The following is a 24,552-nucleotide window of genomic DNA, read 5'->3' as shown; positions in this document are numbered from 1 at the left end:
ACCCATGTCCATCCAGCTGTTCACCCCCCAGTTCCGCGTTGATGAGTGCCTAGAAGGTATCCGCGAATGCCTTGAAAAAGGCTGGACCGGTCTCGGTTTCAAAACGCTGGAAATCGAAAAGGCCTGGTGTGAATACGCCGGCCTGCCGCATGCGCACTTCCTGAATTCGAATACCTCGGGTTTGCACCTGGCGCTGCACATGTTCAAGACCGAATTCGGTTGGGCCGATGGCGATGAAGTGATCTCCACCCCGCTGACCTTCGTCTCGACCAACCACGCCGTGGTGCAGACGAATTTGATGCCGGTGTTTGCCGACGTCGACGACAGCCTGTGCATCGACCCGGCCGACCTCGAACGCAAGATCACCAGCCGCACCCGCGCCGTGATGTACGTCGGCCTCGGTGGCAATACCGGCCGCTATGCAGAAGTGCTGCGCATCTGCCGCCAGCACGGCTTGAAACTGATCCTCGATGCCGCCCACATGGCAGGCACCCGCCTGAACGGCCAGCACGTGGGCGCGGACGCCGACTGTACCGTGTTCAGTTTCCAGGCCGTGAAGAATCTGGCCACCGCCGATTCCGGCATGATCTGCTTCCCGGACGCCGAGCGAGATGCGCGCGCCCGCAAGCTGACCTGGCTGGGCATCAACAAGGACACCTACTCGCGCACCGTCAGTCAAGGCGCGTACAAGTGGATGTACGAGGTTGAGGAGATCGGCTTCAAATACCACGGCAACTCCATCATGGCCGCGATGGCGCTGGTGTCGCTGCGCTATCTTGATCGCGACAACGCCTACCGCCGCCAGCTGGCCGCGTGGTACGAGCAGCACCTCGGCGGCGATCCACTGATTGGCGTGATCCCGATGGCGGACGGCTGCGAATCTTCACGGCACCTGTTCCAGGTACGCGTGGCCAAGCGCGATCAAGTGCTGATGGCGCTGAACGAGTTTGAGATTTATCCGGGCGTGCACTATCGCGACAACACCGAGTATCGCCTGTACAGCCACGCGGCCAACCAGTGCCCGCAAGCCTCGCGCGCCAGCGCCGAAGTGCTGTCGCTGCCGATGCATATGAGTGTGACGGAGAAGGACGTGCGCTTTATCTGCGACACGCTGAAGCAGATCGTCCTGCGCTGATCAGGCCAGCCACGGCGCGCGGGCGTAAAACGCGTCCGGCGCCAGTTCCATTTTGACGTAGTTGTATTTGACGTTGCTGTCTTCCGGCGTAGCGACGTCATGGCAGGTCATGCCATCCTTCTCGTATTTGCGCAGGCGCTGCGTGGTAGTCAGCGCGTAGCCCACTTCCTCGTGCAGGTCCACCACCAGCCAGTTATACGACAGCACTTGCACCACGCTGTGCGTCAGGCCAAGCTGTTTGAAGCACCAGTCCAGCAGCGCCAGTTCCGCGTAGTAGACCAAACGCGGATCACCACCTTCCACGCCGCGCATGAAGTTATCCAGCTCGCCGCTGACGCCATCCACGCCGGCCAATCCCATGTGGCCGATCAGGCGGTCCGTTTCGTCGTACATCATGAAGAACAGGCAGCCCTCGTTGGCGATGGAGCGGTTCTTCAGGTAGCCCAGCGTGCGCTCGTAAGTCGATTCAAACTGCGTCAGGAACATGCGCATGGCGCGTGCGCGCCAGCTGCTCATCAGCTCCACCGTTTCGCGGTCATCGAGTATCCATGCGCCGACCGGCACCAGCTTGCCCAGCGTGTCGCCTTGCTGGTTGCGGATGGCGATGGCCTTGGTGTTGGCGTCGGCCAGCGTGCCGGCCTTCATGCCGGCGATGATGTCTCGGTAATCCATTTATGCTTTCTTGAAGCGGTGGCCCACGCTCACGGCCTCAATGCGGATGCGCTTGGGCGTCATGTGCGGTTGCAGCCGTTCCTTGAGGTAGGCCGCCAGTGCGTCCTTGTCGACCGCACCTTCGGCGTTCGGTTGCACCATCAGCTCCACGTGCTGGCCGGTGATGGGATTCTGGCGCGGTACGGCCTTCACCAGTGACACGCCCGGATAATCCAGCGCCACGCGCTCGACTTCCGACGCCATGAATTTCAGGCCGCCGACGTTAATCACATCGCTGATGCGGCCTACCACTTTGTAGTAGCCATCGCGTGATTCGACAATGTCCTTGCTGTCGTACCAGCCCTCGGCATCGAACGGCGAGGGCGCGTTCAGGTAGCCCAGCATGCGCGATTGCGAGCGGATTTGCAGCACGTCGTTCACCACGCGCGTCTCCACGCCTTCGCCGCCGACTTTCATGAACAGGCTATCGCGCGCTTCGCTCTTCACGCGCACGATGCCCAGCTCCGACATGCCGAAGGTCTGGCGGAAGTCCACGTCAGGCAGCAGCTTGCACAGCGCGTCCAGCGTTGGTTGGTCCATGCGCTCGGTGCCGTAGGTGACGACCTTGAGGCAGGCCGGCACTTGCGCCGGAATCGCGCCGCTCATCAGCATCATGCGCAGGAAGGTTGGCGTGGTTGGCAGCACTTCGACGTCGTACTGGCGGCAAGTCTCCAGCACCGACTCCACCGTGCGCGCTTCCGGCGCCACCACCACGCCTTTGTTGAACAGCGTGTGGAACAGGGTGTTGATGCCGCCGATGTGATCGAACAGCAGGAAGTTAATCGTGCGCAGGGTCGGGCGCGGCGTCTCGAAGCGTTGCAGGAACAGGCTCAGATCGTGCAGGATGGCTTTCGGCCGGCCGGTGGTGCCGCTTGAGAAGAGCACCAAGCCAGCGTGGCCGCGCGCGCGCAGCGTGTCGATAAATTCATGCCGCTGGCCATGTTCGCGGCGGGTTACAACGCCATCGCGGATTACCGCATCAACCAAGGCCGCTTCAAAAAAGTACTCGTGTTCATGCACGGTTTCCACCGTCAGCGGAACCAGGATGGCGCCAAGGTCGATGAGGCGCAGCAGGGTCAAAATGGACGATGGTTCAAAGTCGCCAATCAGCGCCACCACATCGCCTTGCCGGATGCCCGACAAATCAACTGGCTGCTGCGCCGCGATCTCCGAAAAGCGCAGCCCAGTACCGCGATGGATAAGGAACGGATAATCCGCGCCAGCCCAGATCTGTTCCAGCTTGTCGATCAATTTCATCAAGCACCTCCCACGTGTAGCACTTGTCCGGACAGCGAGTTGCTACGCGCGTCCAGCAGCAGTTCCACCAGATCGGCCACCGCGTCCGGCGTGAACTGGCGCGGCAGGATTTGCTGGGCCACGATCTTGTCGATCTGCGTGCTGGTGATGCCCTTCAGCAGACTGGTATCGATCGGGCCCGGCGCGATGCAATTCACATTGACGTTAAAGTCTGCCATCTCGCGCGCGAACGAACGCGTAAAGCCTTCCACGCCGGCCTTGGAGGCAGCGTACACCGATTCACCTTTCAATCCCAGCGCCACGGCGATGGTCGAGAAGTTGATGATGGCGCCAGCCTTGTGGCGCAACATCAGCGGCGCCAGTAACTGGCAGCAGTAAATGGTGCCGAGCAGGTTGGTGTGGATGATGTTTTGCGACACTGACGGCGGCGTGGTCACGGCCAGATTCATCGAGGCGATACCGGCCGCGTTGATCAGGCCAGCGACCTTGGCGCCGTCCTTCTTCAACTGCTGCGCCACGGCCTTCACTTGATCGTAGGAGCTGACGTCGCACGCCATGGCAGGGAAGGGCAGGCCTTCGACATTGCGCGCCAGTCCAAACACGGCGACGCCGTTGGCGATCAGCCGGTCGCAAATGGCGCGACCCAGGCCCTTGCTGGCGCCAGTGACGACGATCATTGTTGGGCGTCCATCTGGCTGGCAAATTCCGCCGCCAATGCGCCGGCGGTGCGGAACATGCTGCGCGAGCGCGACATGGCGGCTTCGGAAGTCCAGTCGAATTCAAAGCCCAGCTCCGACGCATGGTCTTCCAGCGCCAGGCACAACTCCACCAGCTTCATGGAATCGAGCAGGCCCGAACCGCCAATCAACTGGCTATCGTCGGTGATGGCGATGGACTTATCCTCAAGCAGAGCGGTGATGGCGGCAAATACAGCAGGTTTGACGGAATTCATGTCTGACATGGGAACTCGCAATTAGTTAGGGATAGGGCAGGCCGGCCTGGCGCAGCAGCTGCACAGTTTCGTAGATCGGCAGGCCCATGATGCCAGAGTGGCTGCCGGTGATGTGTTCAATGAAGATCGCCGCCGGGCCCTGGATGCCGTAGCCGCCAGCCTTGTCGTAAGGCTCGGACGACGCGCAGTAGGCTGCAATGGCGGCCGGCGACAGCACGCCGAAGCGCACGTCCGATACTTGGGTGATCTGGGCCGAGAAGTCGCCGGAAGCGACGGCGATGGAAGTCAGCACCTGGTGGGTGCGGCCGGACAGCTGTTGCAGCATGGCTGTGGCTTCGTTTGGATTGGCGGGTTTGCCGAGGATAGCGCCGTCGATGGTGACGGTGGTATCAGCCGTCAGCACAGGGCGCGCGGCCATACGGCGCTGGACCACCAGACCTGCCGCAAACTTGGCTTTTTCCAGCGCTACGCGTGCCACGTAATCGAGCGGCGCTTCGCCGGGATTGACTTCTTCGGTGACGTCAGGGCCGCGTGGGCCGTCGCTGCGCAGCAGCAGTAATTCAAAATCGATCCCGACCTGGCGCAGTAGTTCGCGCCGGCGCGGGCTTTTGGAAGCAAGGTAAATCTTCTTGTCGACCGGTTTCATATCGTTGTTGTTAGACGCGGTGATACGGGTGGTTCTGCGTAATGGTCCATGCACGGTACAGTTGCTCGGCCAGCATCACCCGCACCATACCATGCGGCAGGGTCATACTGGAAATCCGGATCAAACCTTCCGCGCGCGCCTTCAACGCGGGATCGAGACCGTCGGCGCCGCCGATCAGGAAAGCCGTGTCGCGGCCATCCTGCTGCCATGCCTCCAGCTGCTGCGACAAGCCCACCGAGGTGAGGTCCTTGCCGCGTTCATCGAGGGCGATGATGCGCACCGATTTCGGCAGCGCCGCCTCGATGCGCTCGCGTTCGAGCGCCATCGCGGTGGCGGCAGTCTTGCTGCCCGAACGTTCGACCGGCTTGATTTCTTTCAGCACGATCTTCAGTTCCGGCGGCATGCGCTTCACATACTCGGCGTAGCCGGTTTCGATCCAGGCCGGCATCTTGTGGCCGACCGCAGCGATAATCAGCTGCATAGAGAATTACTCAGCCGCTTTTTTGATACGCTTGATGACCGTTTTGGCCGGTGCAGCGGCGGAGGCGGGCGCCGAATCACTCTTAGGCTTGGTAGCGCGTGGCTTCGGCGTGGCTTTCAGTGCTTTGATCGCGGCGACGGTGGTCTTCGGTGCGCCGACCTTGATCTTCTTGCCGGCTGGGACTGCGGCTGGCTTGGCGGCGGCTTTTTTGGTCGCGCTGGTCGCGGTGGTCTTGGCAGCAGCAGGCTTGCGCACGGCGGCCTTCTTCTCCACCACTGGGGTAGCAGCAACGGCCTTTTTACCAGCGGCCAGGTGGCTGCTGATTTTCTTCGGCTCGGCTTCTTCCGATTCCTTGGTGCCCTTGCGCTTGGCGGCGCCCAGTTTCACTGGCTTGTCGCCCCAGATTTCTTCCAGGCGGTAGTAGGCGCGGATTGGCGCTTGCATGATGTGGACGATGATGTCACCCAGGTCGACCAGCACCCATTCACCGGTGTCCTCGCCCTCCATGCCATAGACGTCGCCGCCGGCGGCTTTGACCTTGTCGCGCACCGAGGCGGCCAGCGCCTTGGTTTGACGATTGGAGGTACCGGACGCGATGGCGATACGGTCGAACAAGCTGGTTAAGTGGGTCGTGTCGAACAGGACGATATCTTGGGCCTTAACGTCTTCGAGGGCGTCAACGACCAGGGTTTGCAGTTTTTTGATGTCCATTTAGCTTTTGTATAGATTGTGTTGTTCAATATAGTCTAGCACTAGCGGCGGGATAAGCGAGTTTGCCGCTTCCCCCCGTTGTAATGCCGCACGTATCCGGGTTGCGGAGATATCCACCGCGAAGTCCTGTGCCAGATACGTCAGACCATGCGGCGTGCTACGGATTTGTTCCGGCGTTCCCAAACGGCTGGAAAACGCCTGCGCCACGGCCGGCGGCAGGCCGGCTGTGGCTATGTCATAACCAGGGCGGGTCGCTACGCAAATATGCGCGTAGTCGAACAGCGCCTGCCATTCGTGCCAGGTATCGAGCCGCTGGAGCTGGTCGGCGCCCATCAGGAAACTGATGGAAGCCATGGGCCCCAGTTCGGCGCGCACCTGGCGCAGTGTATCGATCGTGTAAGTCGGCAGCCCTTGGGCGCCGCGCGCGATTTCTTGCATGTCGACGGCTACGCTGAACGGCCGGCCGGCAAAGGCCAGCGCCACCATGTCAGCGCGCTGCTGCGACGAGGCTTTCAGCGTGGATTTTTGCCACGGCAGGCCAGTCGGGATCACGCGCAACTGGTCGACTTGCAGCAGATTGGCGAAGTACTCGCCCAACGCGACGTGACCTAGATGCACCGGATCGTAGCTGCCTCCCAGCAGTGCGACACGGTAGCCCATCGTCACGCAGCGAGCCAGTCGCGATGAGGCAGGAAGTCGGAATACAGCGCCGCTTCCGGTGATCCGGCTTCAGGTTCCCAGCGATAGCGCCATTTGACGATAGGCGGCATCGACATCAGGATCGCTTCGGTGCGGCCGCCCGATTGCAAGCCAAACAGCGTGCCACGGTCGAAAACGAGATTGAATTCGACATAGCGGCCGCGCCGGTACGCCTGGAAATCGCGTTCGCGTTCGCCGTACGGCGTGTCCTTGCGCGCTTCCAGAATCGGCAGGTAAGCCTTGAGGAAGGCGTCGCCCACGCTTTGCGTCATGGCGAAGCTTTGCTCGAAACCGTCGGCGCTGTGGTCATCGAAGAAGATGCCGCCCACGCCGCGGGCTTCCTGGCGGTGCTTCAGGTAGAAATACTCATCGCACCATTGCTTGAACTTGCCGTGCAGGTCGTCGCCGAATGGGGCGAGGGCGTCGCGGCAGGTCTGGTGGAAGTGCTTCACGTCTTGCTGGTTGCCGTAGTACGGCGTTAAATCCATGCCGCCGCCGAACCACCACACCGGCTCACCGGCTGCGTTGGTGGTGCTGAAGAAGCGCACGTTCATGTGCACCGTCGGCGCGTAGGGATTGCGCGGATGGATCACCAGCGACACGCCCATGGCTTCCCACGGATTGCCGCCGATATCCGGGCGATGCGCCGATGCCGATGGCGGCAGCTTGGCGCCCAGCACGTGCGAGAAATTCACCCCGCCGCGTTCAATCACATTGCCTTCTTCAACCAGGCGCGAAATCCCGCCGCCACCTTCGGCGCGCTGCCACTCATCGCGCAGGAAGGAGTTGCCGTCGACGGCCTCCAACGCTTGCACGATGCGGTTTTGCAGGTCGAGCAGCCAGGCTTTGACTGCTGCGGGATTGGGAGTCGAAGACATCTTAGTGTTTCAGACCGCGCCAGCCGATATCGCGGCGGCACTGTGCGCCTTCGAAGCTGATCTGGTCGACCACTTCGTAAGCCGTTTTCTGTGCCAGCTTGACGCTGTCTGCCAAACCAACCACGCACAATACGCGGCCGCCGGTGACTTGCAGGTGACCGTCTACTTCTGCGGTGCCAGCGTGGAAGGTCACCGATTCCGAAGTCTCGGCCGGGATGCCTTCAATGACGGCGCCTTTCAGCGGTGCGTCCGGATAGCCGGCAGCAGCCAGCACCACGCCAACGGCGGTGCGGCGGTCCCATTCCAGTTCCACTTGGTCCAGCGTGCCGTGGACGGCGTGTTCCATCACGGTCACCAGGTCAGTCTTCAGGCGCGACATGATCGGTTGCGTTTCAGGATCGCCCATGCGGCAGTTGAATTCCAGCGTGCGCGGATTGCCCGCTGCATCGATCATCAGACCGGCGTACAGGAAGCCGGTGAACACGATGCCGTCCTTCGCCATACCGGCGATGGTCGGGTTGATGATCTCGCGCATCACGCGGGCGTGCATCGCAGGCGTCACGATCGGGGCTGGCGAGTAAGCGCCCATGCCGCCGGTGTTCGGGCCTTCGTCGTTGTCTTTCAGGCGCTTGTGATCCTGGCTGGTGGCCAGCGGCAGGATGTTTTTGCCGTCGCACATGACGATAAAGCTGGCTTCTTCGCCGGCCAGGAATTCTTCGATCACGATGCGCGCGCCGGCGTCGCCGAAGCGGTTATCGGCCAGCATATCATCCACCGCTTGGTGGGCTTCTTCCAGCGACATGGCGACCACGACGCCTTTGCCGGCAGCCAGGCCGTCGGCCTTGATGACGATCGGTGCGCCGTTGGCGTCGATGTAGGCGTGGGCTTGTGCCACTTCCGAGAAAGTCTGGTATTTGGCAGTCGGGATGCCGTGACGCTGCATGAATGCTTTGGCGAAGTCTTTCGACGACTCCAGCTGCGCCGCTTCTTTGGTCGGGCCGAATACTTTCAGGCCGCGTGCGCGGAACAGGTTGACGATGCCGCCAGCCAGCGGGGTCTCCGGACCGACTACGGTCAGGCTGATGCCTTCGCTCTCGACGAAGTTCGCCAGTTCGTGCAGGTCGGTGATGTTGACGTTGACCAGGCGCGCGTCGCGCGCGGTGCCGCCGTTACCCGGGGCCACGTACACCATCTGGATGCGCTCGGATTGCGCCAGTTTCCATGCCAGCGCGTGCTCACGGCCGCCGGAGCCGACTACCAAAATTTTCATAAGTCCTCAGTCTTCGATTTCAACGTTCGAATACACTTCCTGCACGTCGTCCAGCAATTCCAGCGCGTCCAGCAGCTTTTGCATCTTGATCGCGTTGTCGCCGGTGACGCCGGTGACGGCATCCGGCTTCATGATGATCTCGGCCACTTCGGCCTTGAAGCCCTTGGCTTCCAGCGCGTCTTTCACTTCGGCGAAATCGTGCGGGCCGCATAGTACTTCAATGCCGCCTTCTTCGTCAGTGACCACGTCTTCGGCGCCGGCTTCCAGCGCGGCTTCCATCAACGCGTCTTCATTGGTGCCCGGTGCGAACAGGAACTGGCCGCAATGCTTGAACATGAAGGCTACCGAGCCTTCATTGCCCATGTTGCCGCCGTTTTTGTTGAAGGCGTTACGCACTTCAGCCACGGTACGCACGCGGTTATCGGTCATGCAGTCAACGATGATGGCTGCGCCGCCGATGCCGTAGCCTTCGTAGCGTACCTCTTCGTACGACGCGCCGTCTTCGCCGCCGGTGCCGCGGGTGATCGCGCGCTGCACGTTATCTTTCGGCATATTGGCGTCGGCCGCCTTGTCGATAGCGAGACGCAGGCGCGGATTCGACGCAATGTCGCCGCCGCCCATGCGGGCTGCTACGGTAATTTCCTTGATGAGGCGCGTCCAGATCTTGCCGCGTTTCGCGTCAGTTGCTGCCTTTTTGTGCTTAATGTTGGCCCATTTGCTGTGTCCAGCCATGTTCGGTCTTCCTTCGGCGGTGTTCGGTAATTTAAGCGTTGGTGTGCGGTGAGGGCGGTATTCTAGCATAAGAGGGCGGTCAGAAACCGCCGCTCATAGCACACACACCGGCGCCTCCGCTAGAGGTGAGGCTCCACTTTTTGTAGGGAAGCTGTCATATCCTCCTGCTAGGGTTTACCTTTTTGACATCATCGCAGCGCGGGAGCAGACATGGATAGACGGCAGTTTCTGAAATTTGGCAGCTTTATTACGGTATCGGTAGCATCGGGTGCAGGCCTGAGTGCGTGCGGCGGTAGCAGCAGCGGCGCGGCAGGCAGTGACCTGCCAGCGGCCAGCGGCGCGTGGAAGTTCCCGCAAAGCGTGGCCACGGGCGATCCACGCCCCGACAGCATCCTGTTGTGGACCCGCGCCGTGCCGGCAGCTGCCGACAACGTGGCTGCTGTGACGTCCGGCGCTGATTCCTCGATTCGCCTGGTGGTCACCTCGGTCGACAACAGCGCGGCGCTGGGCAGCAACGCAGCATTGAACGGCGCCACCGTGGCCGACGTGCGCCTGCCGCTGCAAGCGCAGTACGACAACACCGTGCGCCATAAGCTGACCGGTTTGACGGCAGCCACCACTTACTACTACCAGTTCGTAGCAGGCGACAATCGTTCCAACGTCGGCCGCTTCAAGACCGCGCCGGCTGCGGATGCTGACGTCTCGCAGCTGCAATTCGTCTACATGACCTGCCAGGACTGGAGCGTGAACCACTGGGGCGCGATGTCTTCCATCGCCGCCGAGAACCTCGACTTCATCGTCCACCTGGGCGACTACATCTACGAGACCGTGGGCGAGGACTTCCAGCTGGGCGCAGTGGAAAGCCGCCACGATGCGCTGGTGCTGCCGGACGGTGTGTTCAAGAACGGTACCTCGGGCGCCAAGTACGCCAACTCGCTGGCCGATTACCGCTACCTGTACAAGAAGTACCGCACCGATACGCGCCTGCAGGCGCTGCACGAGCGCTTTGCCTTCATCGCCATCTGGGACGACCACGAATTCACCGACGATGCATGGCAGGATGCGCAAACCTACGACGGCTCTTTCAATGCCGACGGCTCGGATCTGCACCAGACCTCGCGCCGCCGCAACGCCAACCAGGCGTGGTTTGAATTCATGCCGGCCGACGTTTCGTTCGACGCCGCCAACGCCAGCTTCCAGAACATCAAGATCTACCGCGACTTCCAGTTCGGTAAGCTGATGCAGCTGGTGATGACTGATGAGCGTTTGTACCGTTCTGACCACGTCATCCCGGAATCGTCGATTAATCCGGCGACCGGCAAGCCACTGGGCCGCATCGGCTCGCGCTACCTGGTGCCGCAGGATTTGTTCGACAGCGTGGAAGCGCAGAAGATGGCCGGCGCCAAAACCATCGGCCTCGATCCGCTGACCACTGCCACCATCCTGGGCAACACCCAGCGCCAGTGGTGGATGGACAAGATGAAGTCCGCTACCTCAACCTGGAAATTGTGGGGCAATGAGGTATCGCTGCTGCGCATGGGCCTCAACGGCACCGACGCGATTGCGACTTTGCTGGCATTGAACGCAGTCACCACGCTGGCCACTTCGGTTGGCACCACTGCCGCTGCGGCAGGCGGCAACTTCGCCGTGGCCGGCGCCATCGTGGCGGCGGTGACCGCTGGCGCATCGGCGGCCGTTGCGCAAGCAGGCGCCGGCGCCATCGCGGCAGCTGCAGCGAGCGGCGGCACGTCAGGTGCGATGGCTACTGCTGGCATGAAAGCCGGCCTGACAGCGGCGCAAGCGTCGATTGCGGTGGCGACTTACGGCAAGACCATCTTCACTGGCCCGACCACGCCAGCGCAGCAGGCGGCAGCAGCGGCGCAGACCATCGCTTTTGGCTACATCAAACCGGACGTGCAGGCCAACAAAGCGGAATCGGTCTTCGTGGCGGCGTCGGGCAAGAAGGATGCGCTGTCGGCGTTCTTCACCCGCTTCTTGCTCAACTGCGACCAGTGGGACGGCTACAACACCGAGCGCAAAACGCTGATGGCGCACCTGAAGACCAATAACATCGGCAACGTAGTGGCGATTACGGGCGATATCCACTCCTTCTTCGCTGGCACCGTGAATGATGATTTCGATGCGACGGGCGGCGGCACGCCGGTGATGGTGGACCTGGTTTCGGCGGGGATTAGCTCGGATTCGTTCTTCAGTTACCTGCGCGATGCGGCATCGTCGCTGGGTGATATTGCGACGCTGGTGTCCTACCCGCTGGCGGTGCCGGTGACGGGCCTGGGCACGATCAACCTGAACTTCAACCTGCTGGACTACACCATGGGCAAAGCTGCGCCGACGGTGGCCTCGCTGCTGGAGCAAACCCGCGTGCAGCTGCGCGGTGGACTGGCGGCGAAAGGTGTGCCGGAGGCGCAGTTGGATGCGACCGTGTCGGCGGTGCTGGCAGGCCTGCAAGCCAACAGCGACTTCAATACCAGCCTGTTGGCGCTGGCGCAGCAGCTGTCAGCCTTGGGCAATAACCAGTGGCTCAAGCACCTGAACACCGATGCGCAGGGCTACACTCTGGTCACGCTCACGGCAGGCAAAATGACGGCGCAGTTCAAGCAGGTGAACAAGCTGGTAGGCACCTCCGCGCCAGCCACCGTCATCGCCCGCACCACCACGGCAACCGTAGCCGCCGGCTCGCCGGTAGTGACCATCAGCTAGCCGTCAGCAGCCATTTGCTTTTGCCCGTACAATCTCATGTATGGACAAAAGTATCACACACGGCACGCTGACGCGTGCCGCTTTTCTCAGCGGGTTAGGAATCGCCGTCGGCGGTTCGGTGCTGTTTTCCACCAAGGCCATCGTCGCCAAGCTGCTGTACCGCTACCATATCGATGCGGTCACGCTGATCGCTTTTCGCATGCTGTTCTCGCTGCCGGTATTCGCCGCCATCGCCATCTGGAAGATGCGCACCGAAGCGCCACTCAGCTCCAGCGACCGCTGGCGCATCGTCGGTCTCGGGCTGGTGGGCTACTACTTGTCCAGTTTTCTCGACTTCCTCGGCCTGCAATACATCTCGGTCGGCCTTGAACGGTTGATCCTGTTTCTTACGCCGACCTTCGTGCTACTGATCAGCTCTACCATCCTCAAGCACCACATCGGCCGCAAGCAGTGGATGGCGCTGGGGATTTCCTACTGCGGCATCGTGCTGGTGTTCCTGCACGATCTGCGCGGCGGCGGCAATGTCGCCCTCGGCGCGGCACTGGTCACCGGCTCGGCTGCGGCCTATGCTGCCTACCTGCTGCTGTCCGGCGAAATGGTCCGGCGATTAGGTTCGATAAGGCTGGTGTCCTACGCCATGTGCGTCTCCACTGCCGCCTGCGTCGGCCAGTTCTTTCTGCTGCGTCCCGCCTCCGGCCTGCTGCAACCGATGCCGGTGTATGGCCTGTCGCTGATCAACGGCATCCTGTGCACCGTCGCTCCCGTGTTCATGACCATGATCGCGGTCGAGCGCATCGGCGCCGGCACCGCCTCGCAGGCTGGTATGATCGGCCCCGTTTCAACGCTGTTTCTGGGCGCGCTGCTGCTGGGCGAGCCTGTCACCTCCTGGCAGCTGGGCGGAACTGCGCTCGTGCTGTCCGGGATTTATCTGCTGTCAAAAAAATAGGATCACGACATGAAGACCCGCATTGCCCTGATTGCTCACGATAAGAAAAAAGACGACATGATCGCCTTGGCCAGCGAATACAAGGCCTACCTTTCGACCTGCCAACTGGTCGCCACCGGCACCACCGGCGGCCGCTTGGCCAATGAAGTTGGTCTGACCGTGGATCGCAAGCACTCAGGCCCATTCGGCGGCGACTTGCAGATCGGCTCCATGCTGGTGGAAGGTCAAATCGATGCCGTGATCTTCCTGCGCGATCCTATGACGCCGCAGCCGCACGAGCCGGACATCAACGCCCTGGTACGCGCCTGCGACGTGCACAATACGCCGTGCGCGACCAACGTGGCGTCGGCACATCTGGTACTGTCCCAACTCCAGCAATCTGCAGCGAAATAAGGAGCACGATCATGGTCAAGGCTATCCGCATGAACCGCGTGGGCGGTCCCGAAGTGATGGAACTGGTGGAGGTCGACCTGCCGCCGCCCGGCCCGGGCGAAGTGCGGATGCGCCATGAAGCCATTGGTCTCAACTACATTGACGTCTACCACCGCACCGGCCTGTATCCGCAACCCATGCCCGGCGCACTGGGCGTGGAAGGCGCTGGCGTGGTGGAAGAAGTAGGCGAGGGCGTCACCGAGTTGAAAGTCGGCGACCGCGTGGCTTACGGCGGCCGTCCGCTTGGCGCGTACTCCGAGGCGCGCAATATCCCGGCCTCGCAGCTGCTGGTGCTGCCGGATAAAATCGATTTCGACACCGCCGCTGCCATGATGCTGCAAGGGCTGACGGTACAGTACCTGTTCCACCGCACCGTGTCGCTGAAGGCCGGCGATACGGTGCTGTTCCATGCCGCAGCGGGCGGCGTTGGCCTGATCGCCTGCCAGTGGGCGCGCGTGATGGGTGTGAACCTGATCGGCACCGTGGGCTCGGAGGAAAAGGCTGCGCTGGCGATTGAAAACGGCGCCACCCACGTCATCAACTACAACAAGGAAAACTTCCCCGAGCGCGTGAAGGAACTCACCGGCGGCAAAGGCGTGTCGGTGGTGTATGACTCGATCGGAAAAGATACCTTCATCGGCTCGCTGGACTGCTTGCAGCCGCTGGGCACGATGGTCAGCTTTGGCAATGCATCGGGACCGGTGCCGCCGTTTGGTCTGAACGAACTGGCCAGTCGTGGCTCGCTATTCATTACCCGCCCATCGCTGATGGCTTACACGGCCAAGCGCGAAGACCTGGAAGCCTCGGCCAAATCGCTGTTTGGGGTGGTGAGTAGCGGCGAAGTGAAGATTGATATCCGCCAGCGTTATGCTTTGGCCGACGTGCGCCAAGCGCACATCGACCTGGAAGCCCGCAAGACCACGGGCTCCTCCATCCTGCTGCCATAAACCCGGGGTCAGTTCTGCCAAACGGACACGGGCTCAACCGTAGCGATTGCTACGGTTGAGCCCGTGTCCGTTTGGCAGAACTGACCCCGGGTTACGTTTTAGGCTCCAGCGTGATGTCGATGTTGCGCGGCACGCCGTTCTGACCAGGGAAGCCGGTGAACGCGCTTTGTACCAGCGCCGGCATCACGTGCGGCGTGGCTTGTACGCCGCTGGTGTTTTGCACCGTCACGTCATACAGCTTGCGGCCCGAACTCTGGTTGATGGTCACGCGCAGCTGGCGCTGGTACTGGTGCTTGATGCGCTCTTCCACATAAGTCGGCGGGCCGAAACGGTACGGATCGTAGAAGAATGGCCGGTAAGCCCAGCGCGAATAACCCCAGCCATAGGGATAACGGCCAAAGCCGGGACCCCAATACGGACCCATGAACGGATCCTCGGCCTGCAGCACCCGCACCGGATGATCAATGGTGAAGAACTTCATGCCCACCAGCAGCTGCGGCTGCTGGCTGTCCTGCGCCTGGTGGAAGCCCAGTTTGCCCAGTTCACCGGCGACCAGCGCCTGGTAGTTGCGGTATTCCAGCGTATCGTCCGCACCCTGCGGTGCTTCGAACGCATACGATTTATCCTGAATGTCGGCCGGCCAGTCGTTGAAGGCGGTTACATTGCTGCGGATGGTGGTGGCGCAGCCGCTCAGCAGGATAGCGGCGGCAGTCGCCAGGATGGCGAGATGTTTCATGGTGGTGCCCTCTCAGATAAGACGGTATTTTCCAGAGCTAAGTTTAGGCCCCGCACTGGAAGCTTGCATGATTATTACAGAATGTTACCCCATCGTGGAAAGCAGCAACTTACAGTTAGGTTAGTTTTAGCGGACTGGTATTGGTAAAATAAGCTTTTGCCTCCGTCCCTCCCAGAGCCCCCATGCGCACAGACAGCAGCCCCACGACGATTTTCCGCAAAGACTATACCCCGCCCGCCTATCTGGTTGATACCGTAGAACTGGGTTTTGACCTGGCTCCGGCACGCACCATCGTTGCCAACCGCATCGTCCTGCGCCAGAACCCGGCCTCGGCCAGCCACGACATCGTGCTGCACGGCGAGGAAATCGAACTGGTGCAAGTGCGCCTGAACGGCAAGCTGCTGGATGCCGCTGATTACGAACTGACCGCATCGTCGCTGACCATCCGCAATGCTCCGGCCGAGGTGGTGCTGGAAATCGAAACCATCTGCGCGCCAGTGGAGAACACCTCGCTGTCCGGCCTGTACGTCTCGAATGGCAACTTCTTTACCCAGTGCGAGGCCGAAGGTTTCCGCCGCATCACCTTCTTCCCTGACCGTCCGGACGTGATGGCCAAGTACACCGTGATGCTACGCGCCGACAAGGCCGCTTATCCAGTGCTGCTGTCCAACGGTAATCTGGTCGAAGAGGGTGACCTCGGCGATGGCCGCCACTACGCCAAGTGGGAAGATCCGTTCAAGAAACCGTCCTACTTGTTCGCGCTGGTCGCAGCCAAGCTGGTGTGCCAGGAAGAGACCTTCAAGCTGGCCGACGGCCGCGACGTGCTGCTGCAAGTGTGGGTGGAAGAGGGCAACCTCGATAAGACCGACTACGCCATGCAGTCGCTGAAGAATTCGATCCGCTGGGACGAAGAGCGCTTCAACCTGGAGCTAGACCTGGACCGCTTCATGATCGTCGCCGTGGGCGACTTCAACATGGGCGCGATGGAAAACAAGGGCCTGAACATTTTCAACACTAAGTTCGTTTTGGCCAATCCGCGCACTGCTACCGATATTGACTACGCCGGCATCGAAGCCGTGGTTGGCCACGAGTACTTCCACAACTGGACCGGCAACCGCGTCACTTGCCGCGACTGGTTCCAGCTGTCGCTGAAAGAAGGCCTGACCGTGTTCCGCGACCAGGAATTCAGTGCCGACATGATCGGTACCGACAGCGGCCGCGCCGTCACCCGCATCGACCAGGTGCGCACCTTGCGCCAGGCCCAGTTCCCGGAAGACGCGGGCCCGATGTCGCACCCAGTGCGTCCGGATTCCTTCGTCGAGATCAACAACTTCTACACCGTCACCGTGTACGAAAAAGGCGCGGAAGTGGTGCGCATGTACCAGACCTTGCTGGGCCGCGACGGCTTCCGCAAAGGCATGGACCTGTACTTTGAGCGCCACGACGGCCAGGCCGTTGAGTGCGACGATTTCCGCGCCGCGATGGCCGACGCCAACGGCCGTGACCTGCGCCAGTTCGAACGCTGGTACTCGCAAGCCGGCACGCCGGTGGTCACCGCGCGCACGCGCTACGACGCGGTCAAGCGCAACTTCGACATCATCCTGAGCCAGCGCGGTCAAGCGGATAAGCTGCCGTTCCACATCCCTGTGGCGGTTGGCCTGCTGGATGCGAACGGCAAGGACTTGCCGCTGCATCTGGAAAACGGCACGCATGCCGAAGGCGCTACCACGGTGGTGCTGGAACTGACCGAGCAAGAACAGATCTTCCGCTTCCGTCAAGTGGACGAACGTCCGACGCCATCCATCCTGCGTGACTTCTCGGCGCCGGTGATCCTCGAATATGACTACACCGACGACGAACTGCTACACCTGTTCAGCCACGACAGCGACCCGGTCAACCGCTGGGAAGCCGGCCAGCGCCTGGCGATGGAACGCCTGCTGAAACTGACCAAGCAAGTGGCCACCGGCGGCGTAGCCAACCTGAAACTGGACAGCACCTTCATCAACGCCATGCGCGCCGTGCTGACCGATGAAATGCTGGACCCGGCCTTCCGCGAACTGGCGTTGATCCTGCCATCGGAAACCATCATCGCCGAGCAGATGGACGTGGTGGATCCGCACGCGATCCACGCCGCACGCCAGTTCATGCGCCGCACCATCGGCGCATCGCTGAAAGCAGAACTGCTGGCGCAGTATCACGCCAATCAAACGCCGGGCGAATACAGCCCAGATGCACTGTCGGCCGGCAAGCGCGCGTTGAAAAACCTGTGCCTGTCCTACCTGATGGTGGCGCCCGAACTGGCAGAGCTCAAACTCGCGCAGCAGCAGTTTGAAAACGCCTCCAACATGACCGACCGTTCGGCAGCCTTGGTCGCCATGATCCACAGTGGTGCGGAAGCGGGCCCGTACCTGAAGGCGTTCTACGACGACTTCGATAACGAAGCACTGGTGATCGACAAATGGTTCGCCATGCAGGCCGCCGCGCCGACCACCAACGTGGCCGCAGTGCGCAAGCTGATGCAGCATCCAGCCTTCACACTGAAAACGCCGAACCGCGCACGTGCGCTGATCTTCAACTTCACCAGCGCCAACCCGTCGCAATTTCACGCGGCCGATGGCAGTGCGTATGAGTTCTGGGCCGAGTTCGTGATCAAGCTTGATGCGATCAACCCGCAAGTGGCGGCACGCCTGGCGCGCGGCATGGACCGCTGGCGCCGTTACGTGCCTGCGCTGCAAGCCAAGATGAAGCTGGCGCTGGAAAAAGTCGCGGCACAGAAGCTGTCGAATGACGTGGCCGAAGTCATCACCAAAGCGCTGGCCAACTAATTACATTACAACGAGGGTACACAATGAAACGAGTCAGTCTTACGCAATACCTGGTGGAAGAGCAGCGCCTCCACGACAACATCCCGGCGGAACTGCGCCTGCTGATCGAAGTCGTTGCGCGCGCATGCAAAACCATCAGCCACTCGGTAGGTAAAGGCGCGCTGGGCGAAGTGCTTGGCTCGGCCGACACCGAAAACGTGCAGGGCGAAGTGCAGAAAAAGCTGGACATCATCTCCAACGAAATCCTGCTCGAAGCGAACGAATGGGGCGGCCACCTGGCGGCGATGGCGTCGGAAGAAATGGAGTCGATCCACCCGATTCCAAACCGCTATCCAAAAGGCGAATACATGCTGCTGTTCGATCCACTGGACGGCTCGTCGAACATCGACGTCAACGTCTCGATCGGTACCATCTTCTCGGTGTTGAAAGCGCCGGAAGGCATGACCCAGCCGACCGAAGCGGACTTCATGCAGGCAGGCTCGAAGCAAGTGGCCGCCGGCTACGCCGTGTACGGCCCGCAGACCATGCTGATACTCACCACCGGCAACGGCGTGAACTGCTTCACGCTGGACCGCGAAATGGGCTCGTGGGTGCTGACCCAGCGCGACATGCAGATCCCGGCCAAGACCAAGGAATTCGCGATCAATATGTCGAACCAGCGTCACTGGCATCCGCCGGTGCAGCGCTACATCAGCGAACTGCTGGCCGGCGACACTGGCCCGCGCGGCACCAACTTCAACATGCGCTGGATCGCGTCGATGGTAGCGGACGTGCACCGCATTCTGAACCGCGGCGGCATCTTCATGTACCCAGCCGACTTGCGCGACACCTCGGTGCCGGGTAAGTTGCGCTTGATGTATGAAGCGAACCCGATGGCCTTTATCGTGGAACAGGCCGGCGGCGCGGCCACCGACGGCAAACAACGCATCCTTGACATCCAGCCAACCAAACTGCACCAGCGTGTGCCGGTGTTCCTGGGTTCGCGCGATGAGGTGGCGGTGGTGACTGACTACCATCAGCAAGGCTGATAAGTCCCTGATCCGCAGAAAGCAATGCAATTTTACTATCGCTGTCTAAAATTTATCGTTTTAGGGCTAGTTGTGTGGAAGGTTCTTTGTTAGAATGCGGGTCGTCGCCGCTTTAGCTCAGTTGGTAGAGCAGTTCATTCGTAATGAAAAGGTCGCCAGTTCGATTCCGGCAAGCGGCACCAGAACTCAGCAATATGTAGTACCAAGAAGTATCAAAACCCGCTCCTTTCATAGGGAAGCGGGTTTTTTATTGTCTCTTCAAATCCGACGGAGTACCATGAAATCTACGACGGGTGAGGGACAAAATGGCGTCAGGTCCCTCACGCGAAAAATTTGTCCCTCAATCGACGCCAGACCCGGAATGGGATTGCATCATGGCGCTCACCGACCTTTTTATCCGGAAACTAAAGCACTCCGGCAAGCCCAGCGGTGACAAGTACAGCGATGGCCGCTCACTCTACCTACTTGTCAAAGAATCCAATAAATACTGGCGAATGAACTATCGCTTCGATGGCAAGCATAAAACGCTGGCTTTCGGCACTTATCCCGAGATATCACTGGCCGAGGCGCGGGAACTCTGCGCTGATGCCCGCAAGCAGTTGCGGGCTGGCGTTGATCCTAAGGCGCCGAAGATCGATCCACACGCGCAGCAGCAACTAGAGGCGGACCTTAATACCTTTGAAGCACTGGCGCGTGAATGGTTGGCGAAGATGGAGGCCAGTCGCAGCGCGGGAACACAGGAAAAGGTTTTGGCCTGGCTGGAGCATGATCTCTTTCCCTTCATCGGCCAGATGCCAGTGTCCACCATCAAGCCCCGCGACATTCTTGGCGTCATACAGCGGGTTGAAGCGCGCGGCGCGGTGGATTCGGCACATCGGATCAAACAGGTGTGCGGACAAATCCTGCGCTATGGCGTGGCGATAGGCTGGGCCGAGCGCGATGTGACGCCGGATCTGAAAGGTGCCTTGGTCGCCGTACCACGAAAGAATTTTGCGGCGATCACCGAACCGAAAGAACTGGCTGGCCTGCTGCGTGCGATGCACGCCTATAACGGCCATGTGGTAGCCGTGACAGCGTTAAAACTAACGCCACTGCTGTTTGTACGTCCAGGCGAGTTGCGTGCCGCTGAATGGTCTGAATTTAATCTGGACGCTGCCGAATGGCGCATCCCCGCAGCGAAGATGAAAATGAAGATGGAGCACATGGTGCCATTACCGAAGCAGGCGGTGGAACTCCTGCGCGAGCTGCACCGCGTTACCGGACACGGAAAGTTTGTCTTCCCCAGCTTGCGCACCGAGCAAGCGTGTATGAGCGAGAACACCATCAACGCCGCGCTGCGCGCGATGGGGTACACGAAAGACGTGATGACGGCGCACGGCTTCCGGGCGACTGCGCGGACGATCCTGGACGAAGTATTGAACGAGCGCGTGGACTTGATCGAACACCAGTTGGCCCACCGCGTTATCGATCCCAATGGCCGTGCATACAACCGCACGGCGCACCTGCCGGCACGCGCTGCGATGATGCAGCGCTGGGCGGACTATCTCGATAAGCTACGCGCCGGCGCTAACGTCATTCCGATTCGTCCCGCGCCTGACGTAGGGCCGGCCTGACTGATGATGTTTTCCTCTCACCGTGATGAGCGGTTTGCGTATCGGCGTTGTAGGCCGGGCCTCGCTGTGCGATGCGCGTCTGGAGCCATAGCACTACATCATCCTGTAGCCACCCCACTGATCTCGCGGATAGTTTGACCGGCGCGGGGAAAGCGTGGAGCTTGATCTCGCGGTATAGCGTCGCGCGCGATAGGCCGCACAGCTGCAGCACTTCACGTATCCGCATCAGGCGGCACGTTCCCGGTATAGTGGTATTGGTGTCCATTCTGTGTCTCCGCGTCTCGACAGGTGTTTTAGATAAAGTAGGACCACGGGTATTGGTGAGTTTGATGTTGCGCTTCCTTGATGTGAATGCCATCGAAAATATGCCGAGTGTTTGAGTGCGCTCAATGCTACGAAAGGGAAATTGGTCCTTTACCTGCCTGACTGAATTTTTTTCTCAGGTGTTCTATGTGGCGTTGGAAATGAACCCGGTCCACGCTGTCGGTGAAGCGCGTCTTTGCAACTCTATCCAGATGGCATGGTGTTGTTGGCGGTTTAGCCACAGCCACTGGTCTTGTGTGGATTCGCGTGGCTACTAGCAAAGTCGCAGGCCAGGCTGGCAGTGCTGGAATAGCACGCGCCTGTTGATGCAGCGCAGAGTGTGCTGGTGGCGTTTGGCTATAGTGGTAGACGATGTGTCGTCGGTTAGTAGCAAGCCATGTTTTCGTTTCACTCAAACTGGCTTGCCCTGCGGGGCTGCTCTCGCTCCGCTCGTCCACGGCATTCGCTGCGCTCACTCACACCGGCAGAGGCCATGCCATGCAAGCCGTTCCAGCTCCGCGAAAATCCAAAGGTGGCCGCCCCAAAGGTGATCCCGCTGCACTGCGTTCGTCGGTGATAGGGGTACGCGTTTCAGCGAGTGAGCATGCAACGCTATGCGAGCGTGCAAGCGTCATGCACATGAAGCCCGCCGAATGGCTGCGCACAGCGGCTTTATCACGGCGGCTGCCACCACCACCTGTCGCCGCAATCAATCGCGCGCAGTACGTCGAATTAGCGCGTCTGGCGGCCAATCTCAATCAGCTTACCCGCTTGGCCAATGAAGGCCAGAGAGTCACTATCGCCAACGGCTTGCTGGCGCAGTTGCTGTCAGAGACGCAGCGCCTACGTCTATCTCTCCTTGGCGTACAAGGAGAGCGTGATGATCGCTAAAGCCGTGAAGGGCCGAGGCTTTCGCGGTACGCTGGCCTATGACTTGAACCCGGAGAAGGGCCGGGTGATCGACACCAATATGAGCGGCACCACAGAGCGTGAACTAGCGAAAGAATTTGGCGAGGTGCGTAACCTGCGGCCCAAGCTAGGTAAGGCCGTCTTACATGTGTCGCTATCGGCCGCGCCAGGCGAACATCTGAGCGACGAGCAATGGCGGGAAGTCTCTATGCGCTATCTGCACGGCATGGGACTAGAGAACAACCAGTACATGGTGACGCGCCATCTCGATACAGAGCACGAGCATGTGCACTTGCTGGTGAACCGCATACGCTTTGATGGCGGTGTGACGTCGGACAGTCATGACTACCGACGCCAAGAAATGCTGATGCGCGCCATTGAACGCGAATATGACCTGCAGCGCGTGCAGCCTTCCATCGACGTGCAGCGTCACGCGCCAACCAAAGGCGAAATCGAAGAAGGGCTGCGCACCGGCCAGCCATCCACGCGCCAGCGCTTGCAGCAGCTATGCGACGCCGCAGCGAAGGACTGCGATAGCTTCAGCGATTACGCGGCTCGGCTTGAAGCGGTTGACGTGCAGCTAGTGCCGGTGGTGCAGCTGGAAGGACGCAAGATGTCAGGTCTGTCGTATGTACTGGATGGCGTGATGATGAAGGGCAGCGATCTGGGAAGGGGCTACAGCCCAATGGGACTAGCGAAACGAGGAGTGAGCTATGACAAAGAGCGAGACGGTGAAGCAGTTAGCCGCTGCATCGAACGAAGCCAGGCTGGCGTCCTTGAACCAGCAGATCGAGCGCTTGCGCGAAGCGAAGCTCGCGAGCGCGGAAGAACTAGCGACCTTGCTGGAACCTTTGGCGCAAGCGATGGCCGCCCTGACGGACGAAACGCGGGTGAGTCTGGAGCAAATCGAGCAGCACGGCAAGGAGCAGAGCAAGCAGTTCCTCATGCAGCTAGAGACCGCGATCAAGACTTGGCACAGCGCGACGAAGGCGGCGCAGCTGGCGGCAGAGCGGCTGGAGGCAGCAGGGCAGCGAATGGAGATCAGCCACTATCTGCTGGCCGTGATGACAGGAATGGTAACGGGGCTGCTCGTGAGCGCATTCTTGCTCTGGCGGGCACCAGCGCCGATCATGCAAAACGTATTGGACGCGAAAGAAGTGGCGGAGTTACTCAGGCCAGAGATCGCAATGCAGAAGCCGCGCAAAGGCAAATGACGGCGATGGGTGTTAGCCGTTTTGTTGTGACGTTAAAGCATGCGGCCGAAGGTAATCAGGAAGAGCACCACTGGGACAAGGAAGAGGTGATGCACGGCATAGCTTGGCTCAAGCGCATGAATGCGCGTGGGTACGATGTGCTGATTCGACCTGATGGCGAGCATGGACTGGTGCTACTGGATGGTTTGACTAAAGTGCAGCTGGATACCTTGCGTCAGCGCGGCTTCAGTCCAGCTGTGGTTGTTGATACAGATCGCGAGCATTGCCAAGCATGGGTTAAGTTATCCAATGCTTCAATTGCTGAGCATACGCAAGAAATGGCCACGCGAGGACTAAGAGCAGGATTAGGACTACCAACCGGCAAGGGGAATAGTCCGAAAGATGGCCGACTGGCTGGATTGACGAATTGGGCGGTGAAATCAAAACATGATATCCAGCCCTATGCTCTGGTGATTGAAGCTGCTGGCAAAGTGGCGCCAGCAGCTCCGGCTTACTTAGAGAGGATTCGGCAGGAACTGGGGAAGCATATCGCGCAACTAGCAAAACAGCGCGATGCGTCGCGTGGGCGATCACGTTAATTGAAATTCCGATAACGCCCCCAAGCCGACCTTCGCTAATACTCATGCTCATGGGGCATCGTATATTGAACGCAGAATGTTCACGAAATATCGATGCGCTCCCATAGCCCCCCAAACTGTTTCATATTTATCGATATGCGGGCCATCGTAAGCGAGGATGACGATTTTTCCACTCAGTTCTTGTTTAGCGCTTCCATCTAATAATGCGTCGAAAGATAGGCTTTTTTCCAGTTGTGTCGCACTTAATTTCACCACGATGTTGATTTGCATCGAAAAGTGACCCACTTTCCCCAGTAATTTGCAACTGAATCTGACCCACGTGAAGAGCACAATTCGACCTGTCTTATCGGCAGGAGAACGGAGTGATCAACGTGGCTTTACTAGGCATCATTCGACGCTGGCACATACGTGACCAGATTCCTCTACGCGAGATCGCCAGGCGACTGGGCATCTCTCGCAATACTGTCCGGCGCTACCTGCGTTCGGAGATCACGGAGCCCAGCTATGCCGAACGCCATATCGCGAGCGGACTGGACAGATATTCTCTGCAATTATCGGGATGGCTGAAGAGCGAGGCGAGCAAGCCGCGTAAGCAGCGCCGCAATTTGAAGCAACTCCATGCAGAGCTGCAAGAGCTGGGATATGAAGGGTCGTATGACCGCGTGGCGGCGTTCGCCAGGCAGTGGAAGGCGGGTCAAACTGAGTGGGTCACCCATTAGCCGGCCACTGTCAACAGTACGAATTTCTCCCTCGCGCTACTCTGCGATCTCTTGCATTATTTAGCCATCGTATCCGTTCAGCAGGCGTAAAGGTCGTTCCCTATGCCTC

Annotated in this window: 25 protein-coding genes, 1 tRNA gene and 2 pseudogenes; 14 read left to right on the top strand and 14 right to left on the bottom strand. The window is 60.2% G+C overall.

Features of this window, described 5'->3' with window-relative positions:
• Positions 1–4: 4 nt before the first annotated feature.
• Entirely contained in the window at positions 5–1,135 is a 1,131-nt protein-coding gene (locus GTP46_RS10720; protein ID WP_161006627.1) for a DegT/DnrJ/EryC1/StrS family aminotransferase, read from the top strand.
• Here the strand turns inward: GTP46_RS10720 and GTP46_RS10715 are convergent, their stop codons facing one another.
• The 11 genes from GTP46_RS10715 to GTP46_RS10665 are packed head-to-tail and all read right to left on the bottom strand — an operon-like array spanning position 1,136 to position 9,472.
• Complete coding sequence (locus GTP46_RS10715; protein ID WP_161006626.1) at positions 1,136–1,807, bottom strand: hypothetical protein; 672 nt, start codon at positions 1,805–1,807, stop codon at positions 1,136–1,138. It abuts the gene before it with no gap.
• Positions 1,808–3,103, bottom strand: coding sequence for an ANL family adenylate-forming protein (locus GTP46_RS10710; RefSeq protein WP_161006625.1), 1,296 nt, complete (start codon positions 3,101–3,103; stop codon positions 1,808–1,810).
• On the bottom strand, positions 3,103–3,780 hold the full coding sequence (locus GTP46_RS10705) for an SDR family oxidoreductase (RefSeq protein WP_161006624.1): 678 nt from the start codon (positions 3,778–3,780) through the stop codon (positions 3,103–3,105). Before GTP46_RS10705 ends, GTP46_RS10710 begins: the two co-directional genes overlap by 1 nt.
• Positions 3,777–4,064: an acyl carrier protein gene (locus GTP46_RS10700; protein ID WP_161006623.1), complete on the bottom strand. Its 288-nt coding sequence runs from the start codon at positions 4,062–4,064 to the stop codon at positions 3,777–3,779. Before GTP46_RS10700 ends, GTP46_RS10705 begins: the two co-directional genes overlap by 4 nt.
• A gap of 16 nt (positions 4,065–4,080) precedes the next feature.
• Entirely contained in the window at positions 4,081–4,701 is a 621-nt protein-coding gene (locus GTP46_RS10695; protein WP_161006622.1) for a Maf family protein, read from the bottom strand.
• A gap of 10 nt (positions 4,702–4,711) precedes the next feature.
• Entirely contained in the window at positions 4,712–5,182 is a 471-nt protein-coding gene (gene rlmH / locus GTP46_RS10690; RefSeq protein ID WP_072789839.1) for a 23S rRNA (pseudouridine(1915)-N(3))-methyltransferase RlmH, read from the bottom strand.
• A 6-nt stretch (positions 5,183–5,188) separates the two neighbouring features.
• Positions 5,189–5,893, bottom strand: a complete 705-nt coding sequence (gene rsfS / locus GTP46_RS10685) for a ribosome silencing factor (RefSeq protein WP_161006621.1) — start codon at positions 5,891–5,893, stop codon at positions 5,189–5,191.
• Complete coding sequence (locus tag GTP46_RS10680; RefSeq protein ID WP_161006897.1) at positions 5,894–6,553, bottom strand: nicotinate-nucleotide adenylyltransferase; 660 nt, start codon at positions 6,551–6,553, stop codon at positions 5,894–5,896.
• 2 nt (positions 6,554–6,555) lie between these two features.
• Positions 6,556–7,470 (bottom strand): oxygen-dependent coproporphyrinogen oxidase, encoded by a 915-nt coding sequence (gene hemF, locus GTP46_RS10675; protein WP_161006620.1) that lies wholly within the window; start codon positions 7,468–7,470, stop codon positions 6,556–6,558.
• A 1-nt stretch (position 7,471) separates the two neighbouring features.
• Positions 7,472–8,740, bottom strand: a complete 1,269-nt coding sequence (gene purD / locus GTP46_RS10670; RefSeq protein ID WP_161006619.1) for a phosphoribosylamine--glycine ligase — start codon at positions 8,738–8,740, stop codon at positions 7,472–7,474.
• Between the two features lie 6 nt (positions 8,741–8,746).
• A complete protein-coding gene (locus tag GTP46_RS10665) occupies positions 8,747–9,472 on the bottom strand; it encodes a YebC/PmpR family DNA-binding transcriptional regulator (protein WP_161006618.1) in 726 nt (241 codons plus the stop codon).
• Positions 9,473–9,682: 210 nt separating this feature from the next.
• Here GTP46_RS10665 and GTP46_RS10660 point away from each other — a divergent pair, with 210 nt between their 5' ends.
• The 4 genes from GTP46_RS10660 to GTP46_RS10645 are packed head-to-tail and all read left to right on the top strand — an operon-like array spanning position 9,683 to position 14,518.
• The gene (locus GTP46_RS10660) at positions 9,683–12,193 is read left to right on the top strand and encodes an alkaline phosphatase D family protein (protein ID WP_161006617.1); all 2,511 of its coding nucleotides are present in this window, start codon (positions 9,683–9,685) and stop codon (positions 12,191–12,193) included.
• 40 nt (positions 12,194–12,233) lie between these two features.
• Positions 12,234–13,139, top strand: a complete 906-nt coding sequence (locus tag GTP46_RS10655; protein ID WP_161006616.1) for a DMT family transporter — start codon at positions 12,234–12,236, stop codon at positions 13,137–13,139.
• A 9-nt stretch (positions 13,140–13,148) separates the two neighbouring features.
• On the top strand, positions 13,149–13,532 hold the full coding sequence (locus GTP46_RS10650) for a methylglyoxal synthase (protein ID WP_161006615.1): 384 nt from the start codon (positions 13,149–13,151) through the stop codon (positions 13,530–13,532).
• An 11-nt stretch (positions 13,533–13,543) separates the two neighbouring features.
• Entirely contained in the window at positions 13,544–14,518 is a 975-nt protein-coding gene (locus GTP46_RS10645) for a quinone oxidoreductase family protein (RefSeq protein WP_161006614.1), read from the top strand.
• Positions 14,519–14,609: 91 nt separating this feature from the next.
• Here the strand turns inward: GTP46_RS10645 and GTP46_RS10640 are convergent, their stop codons facing one another.
• Positions 14,610–15,254, bottom strand: a complete 645-nt coding sequence (locus GTP46_RS10640) for a DUF4136 domain-containing protein (RefSeq protein WP_161006613.1) — start codon at positions 15,252–15,254, stop codon at positions 14,610–14,612.
• 182 nt (positions 15,255–15,436) lie between these two features.
• Here GTP46_RS10640 and pepN point away from each other — a divergent pair, with 182 nt between their 5' ends.
• From pepN to GTP46_RS10620, 4 genes are all read left to right on the top strand, one after another.
• On the top strand, positions 15,437–18,079 hold the full coding sequence (gene pepN, locus GTP46_RS10635) for an aminopeptidase N (protein ID WP_161006612.1): 2,643 nt from the start codon (positions 15,437–15,439) through the stop codon (positions 18,077–18,079).
• Between the two features lie 23 nt (positions 18,080–18,102).
• Positions 18,103–19,107 (top strand): class 1 fructose-bisphosphatase, encoded by a 1,005-nt coding sequence (locus tag GTP46_RS10630; protein WP_161006611.1) that lies wholly within the window; start codon positions 18,103–18,105, stop codon positions 19,105–19,107.
• A gap of 106 nt (positions 19,108–19,213) precedes the next feature.
• Positions 19,214–19,289: transfer RNA gene (locus GTP46_RS10625), tRNA-Thr, on the top strand.
• A 192-nt stretch (positions 19,290–19,481) separates the two neighbouring features.
• A complete protein-coding gene (locus GTP46_RS10620) occupies positions 19,482–20,720 on the top strand; it encodes a tyrosine-type recombinase/integrase (RefSeq protein ID WP_161006610.1) in 1,239 nt (412 codons plus the stop codon).
• On the opposite strand, the gene GTP46_RS10615 is transcribed toward GTP46_RS10620, so the two are convergent.
• Positions 20,680–20,946, bottom strand: coding sequence for a helix-turn-helix transcriptional regulator (locus GTP46_RS10615; protein WP_229258914.1), 267 nt, complete (start codon positions 20,944–20,946; stop codon positions 20,680–20,682). The genes GTP46_RS10620 and GTP46_RS10615 overlap by 41 nt on opposite strands.
• Before the next feature lie 449 nt (positions 20,947–21,395).
• Here GTP46_RS10615 and GTP46_RS30325 point away from each other — a divergent pair, with 449 nt between their 5' ends.
• The 4 genes and pseudogenes from GTP46_RS30325 (at position 21,396) to GTP46_RS29740 (ending at position 23,724) form a co-directional block, all read left to right on the top strand.
• The gene (locus GTP46_RS30325; protein WP_371869626.1) at positions 21,396–21,914 is read left to right on the top strand and encodes a plasmid mobilization protein; all 519 of its coding nucleotides are present in this window, start codon (positions 21,396–21,398) and stop codon (positions 21,912–21,914) included.
• A pseudogene (locus GTP46_RS30320) lies at positions 21,802–22,317 on the top strand (relaxase/mobilization nuclease domain-containing protein); the annotation flags it as partial. The gene GTP46_RS30325 and the pseudogene GTP46_RS30320, both read left to right, overlap by 113 nt.
• Positions 22,318–22,645: 328 nt before the next feature.
• Positions 22,646–23,146, top strand: a complete 501-nt coding sequence (locus GTP46_RS29745; RefSeq protein WP_229258913.1) for an IncQ-type mobilization protein MobB — start codon at positions 22,646–22,648, stop codon at positions 23,144–23,146.
• Positions 23,143–23,724 carry a DNA-primase RepB domain-containing protein gene (locus GTP46_RS29740; protein ID WP_308495428.1) on the top strand — a complete coding sequence of 194 codons (582 nt, stop codon included), beginning with the start codon at positions 23,143–23,145 and terminating at the stop codon, positions 23,722–23,724. The genes GTP46_RS29745 and GTP46_RS29740 overlap by 4 nt, the downstream gene beginning before the upstream one ends.
• A gap of 48 nt (positions 23,725–23,772) precedes the next feature.
• Here GTP46_RS29740 and GTP46_RS10600 read toward each other — a convergent pair whose 3' ends face one another.
• Entirely contained in the window at positions 23,773–23,994 is a 222-nt protein-coding gene (locus GTP46_RS10600) for a hypothetical protein (RefSeq protein WP_161006606.1), read from the bottom strand.
• A 92-nt stretch (positions 23,995–24,086) separates the two neighbouring features.
• On the opposite strand from GTP46_RS10600, the pseudogene GTP46_RS10595 reads away from it, so the two are divergent.
• Positions 24,087–24,428: pseudogene (locus tag GTP46_RS10595) on the top strand (helix-turn-helix domain-containing protein); the annotation flags it as partial.
• Positions 24,429–24,552: the final 124 nt, after the last annotated feature.

This window comes from Duganella flavida (assembly GCF_009857445.1).
Lineage (GTDB): Bacteria > Pseudomonadota > Gammaproteobacteria > Burkholderiales > Burkholderiaceae_D > Rugamonas > Rugamonas flavida.
Note: the sequence above shows the minus strand (reverse complement) of the source record. Positions and strands in the feature narration are given on the sequence as shown.